The following is a 17,740-nucleotide window of genomic DNA, read 5'->3' as shown; positions in this document are numbered from 1 at the left end:
TGCGGGGCAGCTAAGTGAGTCGCATCCGCTCGGAGTGAACGGCTCTGCAAGACATTCAATCCGAGTCCGTATCAGAAGCGGTAGGTCACGCCCAGGTTCACGCCGGGCAGCAGCACGGGCTGGTCCACGCCCAGCAGGTACCGGGCCTTGAGTTCCCCGAAGTACCCCCAGTTCCCCTGACCCAGGGGACCCTGTACGCCCGCCACGCCGCCCAGAATCCAGGCCAGCCCCGCGATGTTCCCGACGCTCGGGCCACCGTACAGGTTCATGCCGGGTTCATTGCCGCGCAGCAGTAGCTCGGCGGAGTACGTGGGCACCGGGCCGGTCGCGTCCGGCACCAGCAGTAGCACGGACAGGCTGGCGCCGCCACGCACCGACGCGGTCAGGCCGCCGAAGCGCGCCACGTCCGCACTCAGGCCCAGGCTGGCGGTCGGCATGATGTACGCGTCGGGGCCCAGCCCACCCCAGACCTGCACGCCGGTCTGCGCGGCGGCAGTCCCGCTCAGGAGGAGGGCGGCACCAGTGATCAGGGCAGCAGTCTTCATGCGGCGAGTGTATGGGCTGCGTGGACCCTCACCTGCCACACATGACGCGCGCCGCCCCGTGCCCCCGGCGGGGGAGAGGCGGCGCATCTCAGGCGACGTTCAGTGCAGCAGGCCGATGCTGCGGGCGCGACTGACCGCCTCGGTGCGGTCCCCGGCGTCCAGTTTCGCGTACAGGCGCGCCAGGTGGTCCTTGACGGTGTCCGGGCTGACCCCGAGGTTCTTCGCGATCTCCTTGTTGCTGTAGCCCTGTGCCAGCAGGGGCAGCACCTCGGACTCGCGGGGTGTCAGGCGCGGCACGTCCACCTGTGGCAGGCGGTCGATCTCGGGGTTCGCGACGATGTCCCGCAACTGCCGCGCGAGGCTCTCGGGGTCGGTTTCCTTGCTGACGTACCCGCGCGCCCCGGCGGCCCGCGCAGCCTGCACGATGGCGGGCTCCGCGAAGGTCGTGATCAGCACGCTGACCAGCCGGGGGTTGCTCTGGCGCAGCCGCTCGCAGACCTCGATGCCGGTCATGCCGGGCATCTTCACGTCCAGCAGCGCCGCGTCGGGCTGCAGCGCCCGGCAGGCTTCCAGCGCGGCCAGGCCGTCGCTGGCCTCGGCGACCACGTCGAACCCCTGGTGGATCAGGGCGTACTTCAGGCCCATGCGGAAGAGGGGGTGGTCGTCGGCGATGACTAATCTCATGGTTGAACCTCCGGGAGGGACAGGGTGAAGCGGGTCAGGGCAGCGGGGGGGGCGGGCTGGTCGTCGGGCGGGGGCGCCGGTGGGTGTTCGGGGGGCGTGGCGGGCACGCGGTCGTAATGCAGGTCGCCGCCGTGCGCCTGCGCGATGCGCCGCACGATGAACAGGCCCAGCCCGGCGGTGCCGGACGTGTACTGCTTCCCGGCGATGGTGGTGGGTTGCGCGTTGAACGGCTGCGCCAGTTCGTCCAGCGGGGCGGGCAGGCCGGGGCCGTCGTCGGTGACGGTCAGGCCCGACGGCGTGACTTCCAGCGTGACGTGCGTCCGCGCGTACCGCAGGGCATTCACGGTGAGGTTCGTGACGGCGCGTTCCAGGACGGCCGCGTCGGCCGCCGCGACGCCGCGCCCGCACACGCGGACCTGCACGCCCCGCTCGTGCGCCTGCGTGGCGACGCGGGTGGCGACCTCGTCCAGCAGGGCGCGCAGGTCGGCCGGGGCGACGCGCACCTGCACCTGCTCCTGCTCGAAGCGGTGCGCGTCGGCCATCTGCTGCACCAGCGCCAGCAGCCGCGCCGTTTCCGCCTGGATCTGCTCGCCCATCATGCGCCGCTCGGCGTCCGGGACGGGCATGGTCGTGATGATCTTCGTCAGGTGCCCGGTGGCGATCAGCGGCGTCTTCAGGTCGTGCACCAGCGTCGCCATGAACGCGTTGCGCCGGGCCTGTTCGGTGCTCAGGCGACCCAGCAGATCCGTGAACGCCTGGCGCAGCGACAGGATCTCGCTGGGGTCGTCCGGGTGGGGTTCACCGAAATGCCCGCTCATGACCTCGCCCCGCAGGCGGCTGACAGACGTGAGCAGCGCGCCGCTGAGCACGAAGCCCACCAGCGCGCAGGTGGCGCCCACCAGCACCATCCACGCGAGGATCGCGCCACTGGGCAGCGACGGCTGGGCCATCAGGGTCATCACGAGGTTCGGGAGGAACGCCAGCAGAAAGATCACCAGCGTGAACTGCGCGCGCAGGGTCGTGCGCACCCGCAGTCCGCGTGGGCGGGCAGCGGCATTCAGATTTGACCCGGCGCTCATGAAGCTCAGGCTACGCGCGCCCCTCTGACAGAACCCTCACTCACCTGTCAATCCCCCCACCCCCACCGCATGGGGGAAGGATGGGCACCCCCGCCTGGGGGGAACGCGCACGTGAAGGCACCGTGACAGCCGGAGGGGAGCCTGAACGCGGGGCTCCCCTCCGACTGGATTTCTGGCTTTTTGCCCGGTCCTTACTCCTCGGTGCTGAGCACCGCCAGGAACGCTTCCTGCGGTACCTCGACCGTCCCGAACTGCTTCATGCGGGCGCGGCCCTTCTTCTGCTTTTCCAGCAGTTTCTTCTTTCGGCTGATGTCGCCGCCGTAGCACTTGGCGAGCACGTCCTTGCGGAAGGCCTTCACGGTGGCGCGCGCGATGATCTTCCCGCCGATCACGGCCTGCACCGGCACGGGGAACATCTGCCGGGGGATCACGTCGGCCATCTTGTCCACGATCTTGCGGCCCAGCCCGTAGGTCTTGGTCTCGTGGACGATCACGGCCAGCGCGTCGATGATCTCGTTGTTCACCATGATGTCGACCTTGCGCAGGTCGCCCTCGCGGTACCCCAGCTGCTCGTAGTCCATGCTGGCGTACCCACGGGAGATGCTCTTGAGGCGGTCGTGGAAGTCGTACAGGATCTCCGCGAACGGCACCTCGTACAGCAACTCCACGCGCTTGCCGACGTAGTTCATGGTGATCATCGAGCCGCGCCGTTCCTGCAGCAGCTGCATGACCGGCCCCACGTAGTCCTCGGGCAGCATGATGCTCAGCTTGATGTACGGTTCCTCCACGGTCGTGATGCGGTCACGGGTGGGGAACTCGGCCGGGTTCTGCGTCTCGAACACCTCGCCGTTCGTGAGGGTCACGCGGTACACGACGGCGGGCGCCGTGGCGATCAGGTCCAGGTCGTACTCGCGTTCCAGGCGCTCCTGGATGATCTCGGCGTGCAGCAGGCCCAGGAAGCCGCAGCGGAATCCGAAGCCCAGCGCCTCGGACGTCTCCGGCTCGAAGGAGAACGCCGCGTCGTTCAGCTTCAGTTTCTCCAGCGCGTCACGCAGCTTGCGGTAGTCCTCGGTGTCGGTCGGGTACAGGCCCGAGAACACCACGGGCTGCGCGGGCTTGAAGCCGGGGAACGGCTCGGCCGTCTGCCGCTCGCGCCCGGTCAGGGTGTCGCCCACCTGCGCGTCCTGGATGTCCTTGATCCCCGCCGCGACCCAGCCGACCGCGCCCGCCGGGAGGGACTGCCCCACGACCAGCCCGGGGCTGAACGTGCCGACCTTGTCCACCTCGAAGTTCTTCCCGGCGTTCATCAGGCGGATCTGATCCTTCGGGTTCAGGGTCCCTTCCAGCACCCGCACGAACAGGATCACGCCCTGATACGCGTCGAAGAACGAATCGAAGATCAGCGCCTTCAGCGGGGCCTCCGGGTCGCCGCTGGGCGCGGGGATGCGCTCCACGATGGCTTCCAGGATCTCGGGAATGCCGATCCCGGCCTTGCCGGACGCGAACACGGCGTCCGACGCGGGAATCCCGATGACCTCCTCCAGCTCCTGCGCGGCGCCCTCCGGGTCGGCGGCGGGGAGGTCGATCTTGTTGATGACCGGCACGATCTCCAGGTTGCTGTCGATGGCGAGGTACGCGTTCACGATCGTCTGCGCCTCGACGCCCTGCGAGGCGTCCACGAGCAGCAGCACGCCCTCGCACGCCGCCAGGGACCGCGAGACCTCGTAGTTGAAGTCCACGTGGCCGGGCGTGTCGATCAGGTTGAAGGTGTACTCCTCGCCGTCCTCACGCGTGTACGTGAGGCGCACCGGGGTGCTCTTGATGGTGATGCCGCGCTCGCGTTCGAGTTCCAGCGTGTCGAGGGTCTGGTCGCGCTTGTCCCGTTCGGACATGGCACCCAGCCGCTCCAGAATGCGGTCCGCGAGGGTGGATTTCCCGTGGTCCACATGGGCGATGATCGAGAAGTTCCTGACGTTCACAATCCGCAGTCTAGCGTGGCACGCCGAACGCATGCAGTGACCCGCGCCCTGTGACCCGTCCACAGTGACCCGTCCACCGTGGCGCGGCACATGCGGCAACCCGGCCCGCCCGGGCGGCGTATCAAGGAGTCAGCATGTACCCCCGCACCCGCGCCCTGCCCACCCGACCCGCCATTCCCGCGTGGAAGATCATCCTCCCCGTCCTCGGCGCGGCGGCGCTGGGCTGGTGGGGGTACAGCTGGGCCACCCGGCCCGTGAACCCACCACTGGACCCCGCCGCGCGCCAGGGCAGCGTCGCGGGCGACTGGGCGACCCTGAAGACCTTCGGGCCGCGCACGCCCGGCACGCCCGGACACGACCGCACCCTGGACTGGGCGCAGGCGAAACTGACCGCGCTGGGCTACCACGTCACCCGCGACACCTTTCCGCTGAACATCTGGACGGACGGCGGCGCGACCGTCACCGGACCCGGCGGGCTGAACGTCACGGGCCGCGCCCTGTACGGCTCGCAGGGTTTCGACCAGCAGGGTCGCCTCGTGGCGGTGCCCGGCGATGCCAGCGACGCGCAACTCGAAACCCTGGACCTGCAGATGCAGCTGGCCGTCACGCACTGCCCCGCGCGCCCCTGGGGGCGGTTCGCCGCGGCACTGATCGACCAGGGGGCGTTCGGCGTGGCGATCATCGACGACTGCCCGGTCACGCCCGCCCTGTCCCGCGCGCCCGCCACGCCCCTGCCCATGCTCGTGCTGGACCGGGAGGCCGGGTCGGCGCTGGAGGCGCACCTGGGGCAGACCGTCACCTTCACCGCCCGCACCGGCGAGCAGACCGTGCAGGCCGCGAACCTCGTCGCCCGGCGCGTGGACGGGCAGGCGCAGGTCATCTACGGCGCGCACCTGGACAGCATGCCCGGCGCCAGCGGCGCGAACGACAACGCCAGCGGCGTGCTGGCCGTGCTGGACCTCGCGCGGCGCGCGGCAGGCACCCCGGACGCCGAACGGGCGTGGTTCGCGCTGTTCGACGCGGAGGAACTCGGCCTGATCGGCAGCCGCCAGTTCGTCCGGACGTACGCGTACCCCATGGAACAGACCCGCGCCATGATCAACCTCGACATGGTCGGCGTCAGCGCCCAGCCGCTGGGCGTCGCCGCCACCGAGGACCTGCTGCCCCTGATCCGCGCCGCCCGCCCCGGCCTGCGTGAATTCGAGGACGAGGCGCAGTCCACCCGCGAGACTTTCGGCCGCAGCCTGGGCACCACCGGCCTGAGCGACCACGCCGCGTTCAAGGAGGTCCGCATTCCCGCCGCGTTCCTGCACCGAGGCCTGGACGGGCATTACCACACCCCGCAGGACACCACCCTGGACCCCGCACTCGTGCAGGACGCCGCCCGCACGGCCTGGACGCTCGGTCAGGCGGTCCTCGCCGCGCCCTTCACGCCGCGCCCCGAGTGCGGCCTGACCGGACGCGACTGCCACTGAACGCACAGCGGTGTTCGGGGAGACTGAGCGGTTTGTTCAGTCTCCCCGAATCGAGCAGTGCGAGGACCCGTTGCCATCAGCGGTCGGCAGTGGAATCGAAGGGGGTGCCCCTGGTCCACGGCTCACCACTGTGCAACGTGGGCTGCGGGTGGTGGGCTGCCGCCTGTCCCACACCCCACAGCCCACGACCCACAGCCCCTTTACCCCACGCGGCGGATGTCGCCCACCACGCGGTAGAAGCCCCCGGCGTCCACGAGGTCGTCCACGAGGTACGTCGCGCCCGCCTCGCGGAGGTTGCGGGGGAACTGCACGTTCCAGGCGTGATAGCCGGGGGTGGTGGGGCGCACGCGCAGGCGGGCGCCGTCACGTTCGCATACCAGTCGCACGCCCTCGCCGGTGTCGGCAGTGACGGCCAGTTGCGTCAGGGGGGCGCTGACCTGCGCGGCGGCGGCGAGTTTCACGTCGCGGGGGGCGGGGGCCTCGCCGCGCTGCGCGGCCTGGATCGCCCCTTGGCTGGCGTCCAGGGCGGCCAGGGTGCCGCGCGAGGTCACGAGGTACAGCCGCCCACCCGAGTACTGCATGCTCAGCGCGCCGCCCACCCCGCTGCCCAGCTTCCACAGGCGCTCGCCGGTGCGGGTGAAGCAGTACACGGCGCTGCCGCTGTCCCCGGCGAACACGTACTCCCCGCCGGGACTGGTGGCGCAGGACAGCACGGCGGCGTCGCAGGCGTAGTCCTGCACGTGCTCGCCGCCCTTCGTGAAGCGCTGGATGAGGTTCTGGGTGGTGCCCGCGTACAGGTCCTGGCCGTCCTGCCAGCCGAACAGCACCCCGCCGCGCGTCTTTGCCTGCCACAGCGGGAGGCCGCTGGTGCGGTCGTACATGCCCACGCCCGCCGAGTGCCCGTAGTACACGCCCCGGTCGTCCACGCGGACCATCCAGCCCATCTTGCCGCCGGTGGCGACGTTCGCCCACTGCTGGTCGCTCTCGGCGTCGAAGGCGAACACGTTCCCGCCCGCGTCGCTGGCGGCCAGGGTTCCGGCGTGGATGTCCAGCCACAGCAGCGCGGCGCTGCCCTCGACCTCGTACGCCACGAAGGGCAGCTTGCCGCTCAGGTCGTACACGTTCCCGTCGTCGCACCCGGCGAAGGTCCAGCGGTCGTCCCGCACGAGGCATTTCACGCCGTCGGGCAGGGTGAAGGAGCGCTGCACCTCGCCGTCGGGGCTCAGGGCGTGCACCTGCCCGGCCTCGTTGCCCACCCAGACCTGATCGTCGTCCGCGAAGATGCCGAACGCAGTGGCTTTCGTGTCGAACTTCCACAGCAGCGGCGCGCCCCGGCGGGTGGTGGCGCGGGTCTCGGTGAAGGTGCGGCGCACCACCTCGCGTTTCTGGCGCACGCCCTGCACGGCGTCCTCGTAGCCCTTGCGGCGTTTTTCCCGGAGCTTCTTGTCGGCTTCCGCCTGGGCCTTTTCGGGGCTGGGGAAGGTCTTGCGCTGGGTCTGCCCGTCGGTGCCGATGCGGCCGTAGCGGACGGTCAGGTCCGCGCCGTCCACGGTGACCTCGTAGAACTTATGCTCGGCTCCGTTCGGATCTGAATATTCCAGATATGTTACAGACATAATGTATTGTAACTGAACTCACGCTGAACTGGCAAGTGAACCTGCACCGGAAGACCGTCCGGAACGCGAATCCGCAGCCGAAGCAGGAGAGGTCCGAACGCCCCAGGCGCTTTTTCAGAATCTCAGCTTTCAACTGAAAATCGAAGCTCGCACAATGCAGCCATGCCCACAACGACCCCACCAGCCCATGCCGCACCCGACCCCCTGAATCCACCCGCGACCCTGCACGTCACCACCCCCGCCCAGGCCTCCGCCCTCATGGACTTCGCGTACGGCGCACGCCTGCTCGAACAGTTCCTGACGCCCGCCACCGCCAGCCACGCCGCCCGCGCCCTGAACGAACCCGCCAACCGCGTCACGTACCACGTCCGCAAACTCGTGGCCTGCGGCCTGCTGCGCGCCGCCGGACATCAGGGCAAACGCGTCCTGTACGTCACCGCAGCCCGCACCTTCCACGTTCCCCGTACCCTGGTGCAACTCGACGAACCCCTGACCGTCATCGGCCCCGCCATGCGCGAGATCACCGCGGCGTACGCCCACGCCATCCTCGACTGGCAGACCCGCCAGGGCCACCCCGCCGCCGGGGACGACCTCACCATCCACCTGGGCCGCGGCGCGACCGACACCCGCAGCGACCCCGGCGCGTTCGCACCCGCCATGCGCCTCCGCACCGTGCAACTCAGCCCGCAGCAGTACCGCGCGCGCAGGACGCCATCAACGCCATCCTCGACCGCCTGGAAACCGAGGAAACCGACGTGAGTCGCACGAGTACCTTCGTCCACATGAGCTTCAGGGGCCAGCTCCACCTGAACTGACCACCCTCAGCCCATCCCACCCCCGACCGCCCCGGCGGACGGCGGGACACCCCCCTCATACCCCAAGCGAGGTCCCACCATGTTCCACGAACGCCACCAGCACGCCCTCGACCGCCACGCCCAGCTCGTCAGGGAAGCGCAGGACGCGCACCGCGCCCGCACCGCTCAGCACGACCGCCCCCGGCGCTGGGCCTTCAGGTGGCGACTCCAGACGGTCACGCTGCGGCTCCCGGTCCTTGCGGTCAAGGCAGGTCCCCTCCGCTGAGCACTCCCGCGAACGCCACGATGCGCCGCGCCGCCTCGCGCGGGTCCAGTTGCGTCGTGTCCAGCACCAGTGCGTCCGCCGGGGCGTCCATCACCCCACCGCGTTCCAGCAGGCCGCGCAGGATCAGCGGATCGCGCAGCTTCAGCCGCTCCCGCCGCTCCGGGTGCTCCATCCGCGCCTCCAGTTCCGGCAGCGGGCACGTCAGCCACACCGGCACGAACGCTGCACCCCGCTCCTGCGCCAGGGCACGTAACTCGGCGACGACCGCCTCGCCCTCTTCCACGCGACTCAGGTAATTCGTCAGGATGTGCGACCGCGCAGGCGGAGCCAGCCGCAGCGCCCGCAGCCCCACCTGCCGGACCTCCTCGGCCAGATCGAACAGTTCAGGCGGCACCGGACTCACGCCGTCCACACCGAACGCCGTGAACACCGGATCGTTGAACAGGTGATTGTCCAGCAGCGCCGCGCCCGTCAGGGCTGACAGTGCCTTGCCGACCGTGCGTTTGCCGCTGCCGGGCGGGCCGACCAGGTAGAACAGGAAACTCATGCGCGCCAGCCTGCCATGCAGGGGTCACCTGCACATGCGCCCATTGGCCTGCCGCCATGGAAAACGGCGCCCCTGGTGATCGGGGGCGCCGCAGAACCCGGAACCTTATTCCAGGATGGCTTCGTGGGTGATTTCCACGTTGCCTTTCATGACCTGGCTCATGGGGCACATGTCGGCGGCCTGCTTGACGTGCGCCTCGAAGTCGGCCTGGTCGCTGCCCGTGACCTTACCGCGCACCACGAGTTTCATCGCGCTGACCTTGAAGCCCGCGCCGTCCTTGACCATCTCGCAGGTGGCCTGGGTGTCCAGGGACTCGATGGTGTGGCCGTGGTTGGCGAGCAGCGCGGACAGTTGCATGGTGAAGCACCCGGCGTGCGCGCTGGCCAGGAGTTCTTCGGGGTTGGTGCCCCTGCCGTTCTCGAAGCGGGTGCCGAACGAGTACTGCGCGCCGTCCAGCACGCCACTCTCGGTGCTCACGGTGCCCTTGCCGTGCTTGAGGTCGCCTTCCCAGTGGGCCGTTGCCTTGCGTGCGATGTCTGCCATACCTGCCAGTCTGGCGGGCTCGGGTGTGGCGTGGGGTGCGGGACGGCTTGAGCGGAACTTCACCATTCGAGGCCGCAGGCGGGCCCGGTTACGCCTATGCTGCGGGGTATGACCTCTGCACCCCGCGCCGCCCGCAAGGGCGTCCTGCACGATATTCACGGCATTCAGCGCGCCGACGATTACCACTGGCTGAAAACGCAGGGCAAGGCCGACTCCGAGGTGCTGGCGTACCTGAGCGCCGAGAACGCGCACCTGGACGCCGTGATGGCCCCGCTGCGGGACACGCAGGCGGCGATCTACCGGGAGCTGCTGTCCCAAGTGCAGGAGCAGGACGACCAGCCGGAGGTGGTGCGAGGCGCGTACGCGTACTTCCAGCGCACCCTGGAGGGACAGGCGCACGCGATCTTCATGCGCCGCCCCCTGGCGGGCGGCCCGGAGGAGACGCTGCTGGACCTGAACGCCCTGAAGGTCCGCGAGGGTCTGGAGAACGTGTGGGTGTACCGCGCGGTGCCCAGCCCGGACGGGCGGCTGTGGGCGTACCTGCTGGACACGACCGGGCAGGAGGTCTTCGAACTGCGCGTGCTGGACACTGCCAGCGGCGAACTGGTCGAGGCCCCGTTGACCGGCCTGAGTGGCTGGGTGCTGGACTGGAACGCGTCGGGCACGGGGCTGTACTACGCGACCGACGACGCCACGCAGCGCCCGGACAGCATCTGGCGGCACACGCTGGGGCGGCCGCAGGCGCAGGACGAGCGGCTGCTGCACGAACCGGACCCCACCTTCCGCGTGGCCGCCCTGACGACCGAGGACGGCGGCACGCTGCGGCTGGTCAGCCAGAGCAACATGGCGCAGGAGTGGTGGGTGCTGGACACCGCGCAGGACGGCGCGCAGCCCACGCTGCTCCTCGCGCGGGAACGCGGCACCGAGGTCCCGGTCCTCACCGACGCCGGGGACCACTGGCTGGCCCTGACGAACCACGGAGGCGCGGAGGAATTCAAACTCGTGCGCTTCCCGAAACGCGCGGGCACGCTGGACTGGGCCGACGCGCAGGACGTCCTCCCGTACGACCCGGCGCGGCACCTGACCGGCCTGCACCTCTTCCGGGATCACCTGCTGCTGTCCGGGCGAGAGGGGGGCTTCACGCGCCTGTGGGTGCTGGCCCGCACGCCCGGCGGGTACGGCCCGGCCCGCCGTGTCGAGTTCCCGGAGGACAGCGTCACCGTCCGCATCGGCGCGAACCACGTCTTCGACTCGGGCAGCGCGCGGATCGTGTTCACCAGCCTCACCCGACCCGTCGAGCACCTGCACCTCGACCTGGACCGCCTGGACACCACCCTGGTGAAGGCCACGCCGGTCCCCGGCTACGACGCCAGCCTGTACGTCAGCGAGCAGACCTGGATCACCGCGCCCGACGGCGAGCGCGTCCCCGTGAGCCTGCTGCGCCGCCGGGACACCCTCCTGCCCGCGCCGACGCTGCTGTACGGGTACGGCAGTTACGGCTTCAGCATGGACCCCGCGTTCTCCATCGCGCGCCTGCCGCTGGTGGACCGCGGCTGGGTGTACGCCATCGCGCACGTCCGGGGCGGGTCCGAACTGGGCCGCCGCTGGTACGACGCCGGGCGACTGGCGCACAAGATGAACACCTTCACCGACTTCGTCGCCGCCGGGGAGGCCCTGAAGGCGGACGGCACCGCGCGCGAACTGGTCGCCATGGGCCGCAGTGCGGGCGGCCTCCTGATGGGCGCCGCGCTGAACCTGCGCCCAGACCTGTGGACCGCCGTGTTCCCCGGCGTGCCGTTCGTGGACGTGCTGAGCACCATGCTCGACGACACCATCCCCCTGACCACGAACGAGTACGACGAGTGGGGCAACCCCAACCACGACGAGCAGTACGCCGTGATGGCCGCGTACAGCCCCTACGACAACCTGAAGGCCACCCGCTACCCGCACCTGTTCATCAGCACCGGCCTGAACGACCCGCGCGTCGCGTACTGGGAACCCGCCAAGTTCGCCGCCCGCGTGCGCGACCTCGCGCAGCCGGGCAGCGGCGTGACCGTCCTGAAGACCATCATGGGCGCCGGGCACGGCGGGTCCAGCAGCCGCTACGAGTACCTCAACGAGATCGCCGAGGAATACGCCTACGCGCTGGCCGCCGTGGACGGCACCCTGCCCACCCCGGACGCCCCGTGATCATCCCCGCCGCCGACGGCACCCCCCTGTTCGTGCAGCAGGCGGGCGACGGGCACCCCCTGATCCTCCTGCACGGGCTGGGCAGCCACAGCGGCTGGCTGGACGGCGACCTGCACCACCTCGCCGGGAAGCGGCGCGTGATTGCTCCCGACAGTCGCGGGCACGGGCGCTCGGGCCGCCCCGCGAACTTCACGCTGGCCGATCACGTCAGCGACGTGCTGACCGTCATGGACGCCCTGGGCGTCCCGCAGGCGGACGTGATGGGCACCAGCATGGGCAGCTACGTCGCGCAGGCGCTTGCCACCACGCACCCTGCGCGCGTCTCGCGGCTGATCCTGGTCGTCCCGAAGGCCAGCGGGCAGACCAGCGGCACCGCCATCCTGATGGCGCAGCACGAGGCCGAACTGCGGGACCTGACCCCGCAGGAGGTCCAGGCGTTCCTGCTGGAGCGCATGTTCGCCCCCGGCACCCCGCAGGCCATCCGGGACGAGGTCGCCCGCCGCACCGCCGACGACCACGCGACTGGACTGGCCCAGACGCCGGAACAGGCCGACGCCGCCCGCCGCGCCCTGGAACGCTTCGACTTCCGGCCCGGCCTGCCGCGCGTCACCGCCCCCACCCTGATCCTCAGCGGCGCGCACGACCCCCTCAACCCACCCCCCGCCGGAGCGGAGATCGCCGCCCTGATCCCCCACGCCCGCCAGGAGGTCCTGGCCCACAGCGGGCACTTCCCCGCGCTGGAGGAGGCGGAGCGGTACCGCGCGCTGGTGGACGACTTTCTGGGGGAGTAGGCAGTGGGGAGTGGGGGGCTTGACGGGGGCGGTCGGGTCGCGCGCACGCTGTTGACCATCACCCATCACCCATCACCCATCACCCATCACCCATCACCCATCACCCATCACCCATCACCCATCACCCATCACCCATCACCCATCACCCATCACCCATCACCCATCACCCATCACCCCCGTTAGACTCGGTTCATGCAAAACGAAGCGTGGACGGTACCGGGCGCGCCGGTCGAGGGATACCTGTGGCGGGCGGCCAGCCCGAAGGCGGCGCTGCTGCTCTCGCACGGGTTCGGGGAGTACGCGGGCCGCTACGTGGAGCGGTACCACCGACTGATTCCCACGCTGGTGGACGCCGGGATCAGCGTGTACGCCTTCGATCAGCGCAGTCACGGGAAATCTCCGGGGCGGCAGGCAGTCGCGGACATGAACGTGCTCGTCGAGGATCATCTGAAAGCCCGCGAGGCGCTGCGGGCGCAGGACCTGCCTGTGTTCGCGCTGGGGCACTCCATGGGCGGACTGGTCACGGCGGCCAGCGCGGCCCGTGACCCGCGCGGCCTGAGCGGCGTGATCCTGTCCAGCCCGGCGCTGCTGGTGGGGGAGAAGGAACCCGCGTGGCTCAAGCGGCTGGCGCCGGTCATCGCGCGCGTCGCGCCGGGCCTGAAGACCAGCGACCTCGGCACCGGCGGCCTCTCGCGCCTGCCCGACGAGGTCGCCGCGTACGAGGCCGACCCGGTCATGTACCACGGGAACGTCCCGGCCCTGACCGGCGCGACCATGCTGGGCCTCAGCGGGCGCCTGTGGCCCGAGTACGCCCGCTGGACGCTGCCCACCCTGACCCTGCACGGCACCGCCGACAAGATCACCGACCCGCGCGGCAGCCAGCGCTTCCACGACACGATCACGTCCACGGACAAGACGCTGCACACCGTCGAGGGCGGCTACCACGAGCTCCTGAACGACGAACCGCGCGAGCAGGTGCGGCAGGTGATCCTCGACTGGCTGCGCGCCCGCACAGGCTGATACGGACTCCGGTTGAAAGGTGCGCAACATCTTTCAACCCGAGCGGATGCGACTCGTAGAGCTGCGGAGCAGAGAAGGAGCGAAGCGGCTCTCCCGGCGCCTGCGTGTGCCGGAACGGCCGATGGGGGGCAGACGTTCGCGTCGCCCCCTTTACTTTTCATCAGACCTTCACTATCTTCGCGGGGTACACCACACAACGGAGGTTTCACCCATGCGCGTCGCGTCTTCCCTCATTGCCCTGTCCGTCATCCTGGCTGCCTGCAGCCCGTCCCCCACCCCCGACGCCCGCGTGACCCCCGAGAAGGCCCCCGCGACCCTGATCATGCCCGACGGCACCGAGCAGCAGGTCATGGGCTTCAAGCAGGACGGCTACCTGATGCTGGAGGACGACATCATCCTCGCGGACCTCAGCAGCGCCAGGGTCGGCGAGCAGGGCACGTACGTCGTGGACACCCGGTACCGCTGGACGGGCCGCACCATTCCTTATACCTTCGCCGCGAACGTCCCCCAGGCGATCCGTGACCGCGTGGCGGCCGCCGCCGCCACGATCCGCTCGACCACGAACGTCGTCGTGACCCCCCGCACCAGCACCACGCAGCGCAACTACGTGGAGATCACGTACAACACCGGCACCAGCTGCGCGTCCAGCCTGGGCATGGTGGGCGGCAAGCAGACCATCACCCTGGCCGACCGCTGCACGACCGGCTCGATCATCCACGAGTTCGGGCACGCCATGGGCCTGTTCCACGAGCAGACCCGCCCCGACCGCGACAAGTCCGTGACGATCATCTGGGCGAACATTCCCGCCGACTGGCAGAGCCAGTACCAGATCCGCAGTGGCAGCGCCGGGTACGGCGCGTACGACTTCGACTCGATCATGCACTACCCCGCGTTCTTCGACGGCAAGATCGCCATCCAGCCGATCGACCCGAGCATCGACCTGAACCGCATGGGGCAGCGCAACGGCTTCTCCACGACCGACAAGAGCACCATCAACGCCATGTACCCCCGCTGAACACGGAATGAAAGGGGGCGGCCCGGTTAGGTGAACCGGGCCGCCCCCTTTGTTTCTCGATTCCGCGTCAGTTCGTGAATGCTCCCCACAGCAGGTACACGTTCAGGCCGATGATGATGCTCGCGAACAGCCAGCCCAGCCCGGTGACGAGCGGCTTGCTGGTCAGCACGCCCATCACGTCGCGCCGGGCGGTGAACAGCAGCAGCGGCACGAGCGCGAACGGCACGCCGAAGGACAGGATCACCTGCGACAGCACCAGCACGTCGGTGGGGTTCAGGCCCAGCAGGATCACGATGAACGCCGGGAGCATCGTGATCGTGCGGCGCAGCCACAGGGGAATGCTGAAGTTCACGAAGCCCTGCATGATGACCTGCCCGGCCATGGTGCCCACCGCGCTGCTGCTCAGGCCGCTGGCGAGCAGCGCGATGGCGAACGCGGTCGCGGCGGCCGGGCCGAGCAATGGCGTCAGCGTGCGGTACGCGGTTTCCAGGTCCCCGGCGTTCTCGACGCCCTTGCCGTAGAAGGTGGCGGCGGCGACGGCCAGCATGCTCATGTTGATCAGGCCCGCCACGCCCATGGAGGCGATCACGTCCACGCGGTTCAGGCGGCTGAGGCGCAGTTTCTCGTCGTCGTTGCGGGTGGGAACGCGGCCCTGCGTCAGCGCGGAGTGGAGGTAGATGACGTGCGGCATGACGGTCGCGCCGATGATCCCCACGGCGAGGTACACGCTGTCCACGCCCTGGAAGCTGGGAATGAACCCGCGCCCCAGCTCGGCCAGGGCGGGGCGGGCCAGCACGAACTGCGTCAGGTACGCCACCCCGATGATGGACACGAAGCCCCCGATGACTAGTTCCAGCGGGCGGAAGCCCCGGCGCTGGATGGTCAGCAGCCAGAAGGTCAGGACGGCCGTGATGCTCGCGCCCCAGATCAGCGGCAGGCCGGTCAGCAGCTGAATGGCGACCGCCGCGCCCAGGAACTCCGCGAGGTCGGTCGCCATGGCGACGATCTCCGCCTGCACCCAGTACAGCCACACGACCGGGCGCGGCCAGCGTTCCCGGATGGTCTCCGGGAGGTTCTTCCCGGTCGCGATGCCCAGTTTCGCGCTGAGGTTCTGGATCAGCATCGCCATGAGGTTCGCCGCGAGGATCACCCACAGCAGCGCGTACCCGAACTGCGCGCCGCCCTGGATGTTCGTGGCGAAGTTGCCGGGGTCCATGTACGCGATGGACGCGATCACGGCCGGGCCGAGGAACGGCAGGATGCGGGCCAGTCCGCGCTTCTGCGAGTGCCGGGCCAGGACGGCCTCGGCCCGGCGGGTCATGCGGTCGTCCAGGCTGCCGGCGCTGGGTCGATCGGGGGGAGGCAGGCTCATCGAAGCGCATCTTAGGCGGCCCTAAAAAAAATTGTCCACTGCCGCCCCCGTCACCCCAAGAAACCCGCAACCTCCCCCTAGCCAAATCAGCGCCGCCCCCGGCCCCGGCGCGTACCCTCGGGGCATGACCGCCACCGCCCCCACCCAGGCCGACCAGACCGCCGCCGCGCCGCTGCGCGTCCTGATCTGCGACGAGATGAATCCCGGCGACCTGAACCACGACGGTTTCCAGATCGACTACCAGGGCAACATGGACCGCGCCGAGACGCTGCGCCGCCTGCCGGAGTACGACGCGCTGATCACCCGCAGCCGCACCAAGGTCGACCGCGAACTGATCGACGCGGCCGGGCCCCGCCTGAAGGTCATCGGGCGCGGCGGCGTGGGCGTGGACAACATCGACCTGGAGTACGCCAGCCTGCGCGGCCTGCTGGTGCTGAACGCCCCGGAAAGCAACAACGTCTCGGCGGCGGAACTGGCCGTCATGCACCTCATGGCCGCCGCGCGCGGCCTGACCCGCAGCGACAGCAAGACCCGGGCCGGACAGTGGGACCGCAAGTACCTGGGCCTGGAACTCAAGGACAAGACCCTTGGCATCGTGGGCCTGGGCCGCATCGGCAGCATCGTCGCCGACCGCGCGCAGGGCCTTCGCATGCACGTCGTCGCCTTCGACCCCTACGTGCCGGACAGCAAGTTCGAGCGGCTGGGCGTCACCCGCGCCGCCACGCTGGACGACCTGCTCGCGCAGGTGGACGCCATCACGGTGCACACCCCCCTGACGGACGAGACGCGCGGCATGATCGGCGCCGAGCAGCTCGCCCGCCTGAAGAAGGGCGCGATCGCCGTGAACGCCGCGCGCGGCGGCATCATCGACGAGCAGGCCCTCGTGGACGCCCTGCACAGCGGTCACCTGTTCGCCGCCGGGGTGGACGTGTTCGTGGACGAACCCCCCGCTCCGGAGCACATCTTCCTGGGCGCGCCGAACCTGGGCATCACCGCGCACCTGGGAGCGAACACCTTCGAGGCGCAGGAACGCGTCGGCGCAGAGATCGTGTCGCGTGTCCTGGACGCCCTGCACGGCGACGTCAGTAAGGGCGCCGTGAACGCCCCCGCCCTGGACGCCAAGACGATGGAAGCCCTGGGTGGGTACCTGAAACTCGGCGAGAAGCTGGGCCGCGTCCTCGCGCAGCTGCTGCCCGGCGCGCACGATGTCGAGGTCACCTTCCGGGGCGAGTTCCCCGCCGACCCCGCCCCGGTCGTCACCAGCGTCCTCGTCGGCTACCTGTCGGGCATCACCGACGAGACGCCCAACATGATCAACGCCCGCGCCCTGGCCAAGGAACGCGGCGTGAACCTCGCCATCCGCGAGGAAGGGGACAGCCCCGACTACCAGACCGAGGTCATCGTGAAAGTCACGGGCGGCGCCAGCGGCGAGAAGGAACGCACCCGCACCGTCGGCGGCACCGTCTTCGGCCGCAACCCCCGCCTGACCCGCCTGCGGGACTTCCGCGTGGAACTCGAACCCGAAGGGTTCATCCTGATCGCCAGCAACCAGGACAAACCCGGCGCGGTCGCCAAACTCAGCACCCTGCTGGGCAGCTGGGGCGTGAACATCGCCGGGATGGCCCTCGGCCGCGCCGAGAAGGGCGGACAGGCGCTGTTCACCCTGACCCTCGACGACGCCCTGACTGCCGAGCAACTCGATCAGGTCCGCGCACTGGACGTCATCGACAGCGCGTACCTCGTCCGGGCGTAAACCGGTCAGAACTCGCGGCCCGCTTCCCGGTGGAGGCGGGCCGCGCTGTGA

At 69.9% G+C, this 17,740-nt stretch carries 16 protein-coding genes; 8 read left to right on the top strand and 8 right to left on the bottom strand.

Annotated features, from left to right (window positions below):
• Positions 1-71: 71 nt before the first annotated feature.
• From EXW95_RS04605 to lepA, 4 genes are all read right to left on the bottom strand, one after another.
• The gene (locus EXW95_RS04605; RefSeq protein ID WP_174366469.1) at positions 72-545 is read right to left on the bottom strand and encodes a hypothetical protein; all 474 of its coding nucleotides are present in this window, start codon (positions 543-545) and stop codon (positions 72-74) included.
• A gap of 99 nt (positions 546-644) precedes the next feature.
• Positions 645-1,229: a response regulator gene (locus tag EXW95_RS04600; RefSeq protein ID WP_174366468.1), complete on the bottom strand. Its 585-nt coding sequence runs from the start codon at positions 1,227-1,229 to the stop codon at positions 645-647.
• On the bottom strand, positions 1,226-2,308 hold the full coding sequence (locus EXW95_RS04595) for a sensor histidine kinase KdpD (RefSeq protein WP_174366467.1): 1,083 nt from the start codon (positions 2,306-2,308) through the stop codon (positions 1,226-1,228). The genes EXW95_RS04600 and EXW95_RS04595 overlap by 4 nt, the downstream gene beginning before the upstream one ends.
• A 191-nt stretch (positions 2,309-2,499) precedes the next feature.
• Positions 2,500-4,320, bottom strand: coding sequence for a translation elongation factor 4 (gene lepA / locus EXW95_RS04590; protein ID WP_058976287.1), 1,821 nt, complete (start codon positions 4,318-4,320; stop codon positions 2,500-2,502).
• Positions 4,321-4,421: 101 nt separating this feature from the next.
• On the opposite strand from lepA, the gene EXW95_RS04585 reads away from it, so the two are divergent.
• On the top strand, positions 4,422-5,762 hold the full coding sequence (locus tag EXW95_RS04585; protein WP_174366466.1) for a M28 family peptidase: 1,341 nt from the start codon (positions 4,422-4,424) through the stop codon (positions 5,760-5,762).
• Between the two features lie 200 nt (positions 5,763-5,962).
• Here EXW95_RS04585 and EXW95_RS04580 read toward each other — a convergent pair whose 3' ends face one another.
• Complete coding sequence (locus tag EXW95_RS04580) at positions 5,963-7,378, bottom strand: WGR domain-containing protein (protein ID WP_174366465.1); 1,416 nt, start codon at positions 7,376-7,378, stop codon at positions 5,963-5,965.
• 162 nt (positions 7,379-7,540) lie between these two features.
• Here EXW95_RS04580 and EXW95_RS04575 point away from each other — a divergent pair, with 162 nt between their 5' ends.
• Both EXW95_RS04575 and EXW95_RS04570 read left to right on the top strand, forming a co-directional pair.
• Entirely contained in the window at positions 7,541-8,137 is a 597-nt protein-coding gene (locus EXW95_RS04575) for a winged helix-turn-helix domain-containing protein (protein WP_174366464.1), read from the top strand.
• A 135-nt stretch (positions 8,138-8,272) separates the two neighbouring features.
• Entirely contained in the window at positions 8,273-8,458 is a 186-nt protein-coding gene (locus tag EXW95_RS04570; protein WP_174366463.1) for a hypothetical protein, read from the top strand.
• On the opposite strand, the gene EXW95_RS04565 is transcribed toward EXW95_RS04570, so the two are convergent.
• Positions 8,436-9,005 carry an AAA family ATPase gene (locus EXW95_RS04565; RefSeq protein WP_174366462.1) on the bottom strand — a complete coding sequence of 190 codons (570 nt, stop codon included), beginning with the start codon at positions 9,003-9,005 and terminating at the stop codon, positions 8,436-8,438. The genes EXW95_RS04570 and EXW95_RS04565 overlap by 23 nt on opposite strands.
• A gap of 105 nt (positions 9,006-9,110) precedes the next feature.
• Entirely contained in the window at positions 9,111-9,548 is a 438-nt protein-coding gene (locus EXW95_RS04560; protein WP_174366461.1) for an OsmC family protein, read from the bottom strand.
• A gap of 108 nt (positions 9,549-9,656) precedes the next feature.
• On the opposite strand from EXW95_RS04560, the gene EXW95_RS04555 reads away from it, so the two are divergent.
• The 4 genes from EXW95_RS04555 to EXW95_RS04540 all read left to right on the top strand — a co-directional run bounded on the left by EXW95_RS04555 (position 9,657) and on the right by EXW95_RS04540 (position 14,564).
• Positions 9,657-11,738: a S9 family peptidase gene (locus EXW95_RS04555; RefSeq protein WP_174366460.1), complete on the top strand. Its 2,082-nt coding sequence runs from the start codon at positions 9,657-9,659 to the stop codon at positions 11,736-11,738.
• Entirely contained in the window at positions 11,735-12,529 is a 795-nt protein-coding gene (locus tag EXW95_RS04550; RefSeq protein ID WP_174366459.1) for an alpha/beta fold hydrolase, read from the top strand. Before EXW95_RS04555 ends, EXW95_RS04550 begins: the two co-directional genes overlap by 4 nt.
• Positions 12,530-12,721: 192 nt before the next feature.
• On the top strand, positions 12,722-13,549 hold the full coding sequence (locus EXW95_RS04545) for an alpha/beta hydrolase (protein WP_174366458.1): 828 nt from the start codon (positions 12,722-12,724) through the stop codon (positions 13,547-13,549).
• A gap of 211 nt (positions 13,550-13,760) precedes the next feature.
• Complete coding sequence (locus tag EXW95_RS04540; protein WP_174366457.1) at positions 13,761-14,564, top strand: M12 family metallopeptidase; 804 nt, start codon at positions 13,761-13,763, stop codon at positions 14,562-14,564.
• Positions 14,565-14,631: 67 nt separating this feature from the next.
• Here EXW95_RS04540 and EXW95_RS04535 read toward each other — a convergent pair whose 3' ends face one another.
• On the bottom strand, positions 14,632-15,936 hold the full coding sequence (locus tag EXW95_RS04535) for an Nramp family divalent metal transporter (RefSeq protein ID WP_371809904.1): 1,305 nt from the start codon (positions 15,934-15,936) through the stop codon (positions 14,632-14,634).
• A gap of 124 nt (positions 15,937-16,060) precedes the next feature.
• On the opposite strand from EXW95_RS04535, the gene serA reads away from it, so the two are divergent.
• Positions 16,061-17,689, top strand: coding sequence for a phosphoglycerate dehydrogenase (gene serA, locus EXW95_RS04530; protein WP_174366456.1), 1,629 nt, complete (start codon positions 16,061-16,063; stop codon positions 17,687-17,689).
• Positions 17,690-17,740: the final 51 nt, after the last annotated feature.

This window comes from Deinococcus sp. JMULE3, from assembly GCF_013337115.1.
GTDB lineage: Bacteria > Deinococcota > Deinococci > Deinococcales > Deinococcaceae > Deinococcus.
Note: the sequence above shows the minus strand (reverse complement) of the source record. Positions and strands in the feature narration are given on the sequence as shown.

Coding starts and splice junctions, on each gene's coding strand:
- EXW95_RS04545 (WP_174366458.1), top strand. CDS start 12,722: ATGCAAAACGAAGCGTGGACGGTACCGGGCGCGCCGGTCGAGGGATAC.
- EXW95_RS04565 (WP_174366462.1), bottom strand. CDS start 9,005: ATGAGTTTCCTGTTCTACCTGGTCGGCCCGCCCGGCAGCGGCAAACGC.
- EXW95_RS04585 (WP_174366466.1), top strand. CDS start 4,422: ATGTACCCCCGCACCCGCGCCCTGCCCACCCGACCCGCCATTCCCGCG.
- EXW95_RS04555 (WP_174366460.1), top strand. CDS start 9,657: ATGACCTCTGCACCCCGCGCCGCCCGCAAGGGCGTCCTGCACGATATT.
- EXW95_RS04570 (WP_174366463.1), top strand. CDS start 8,273: ATGTTCCACGAACGCCACCAGCACGCCCTCGACCGCCACGCCCAGCTC.
- EXW95_RS04600 (WP_174366468.1), bottom strand. CDS start 1,229: ATGAGATTAGTCATCGCCGACGACCACCCCCTCTTCCGCATGGGCCTG.
- EXW95_RS04575 (WP_174366464.1), top strand. CDS start 7,541: ATGCCCACAACGACCCCACCAGCCCATGCCGCACCCGACCCCCTGAAT.
- EXW95_RS04560 (WP_174366461.1), bottom strand. CDS start 9,548: ATGGCAGACATCGCACGCAAGGCAACGGCCCACTGGGAAGGCGACCTC.
- EXW95_RS04605 (WP_174366469.1), bottom strand. CDS start 545: ATGAAGACTGCTGCCCTGATCACTGGTGCCGCCCTCCTCCTGAGCGGG.
- EXW95_RS04580 (WP_174366465.1), bottom strand. CDS start 7,378: ATGTCTGTAACATATCTGGAATATTCAGATCCGAACGGAGCCGAGCAT.
- EXW95_RS04595 (WP_174366467.1), bottom strand. CDS start 2,308: ATGAGCGCCGGGTCAAATCTGAATGCCGCTGCCCGCCCACGCGGACTG.
- serA (WP_174366456.1), top strand. CDS start 16,061: ATGACCGCCACCGCCCCCACCCAGGCCGACCAGACCGCCGCCGCGCCG.
- EXW95_RS04540 (WP_174366457.1), top strand. CDS start 13,761: ATGCGCGTCGCGTCTTCCCTCATTGCCCTGTCCGTCATCCTGGCTGCC.
- EXW95_RS04535 (WP_371809904.1), bottom strand. CDS start 15,936: ATGAGCCTGCCTCCCCCCGATCGACCCAGCGCCGGCAGCCTGGACGAC.
- lepA (WP_058976287.1), bottom strand. CDS start 4,320: ATGCGTTCGGCGTGCCACGCTAGACTGCGGATTGTGAACGTCAGGAAC.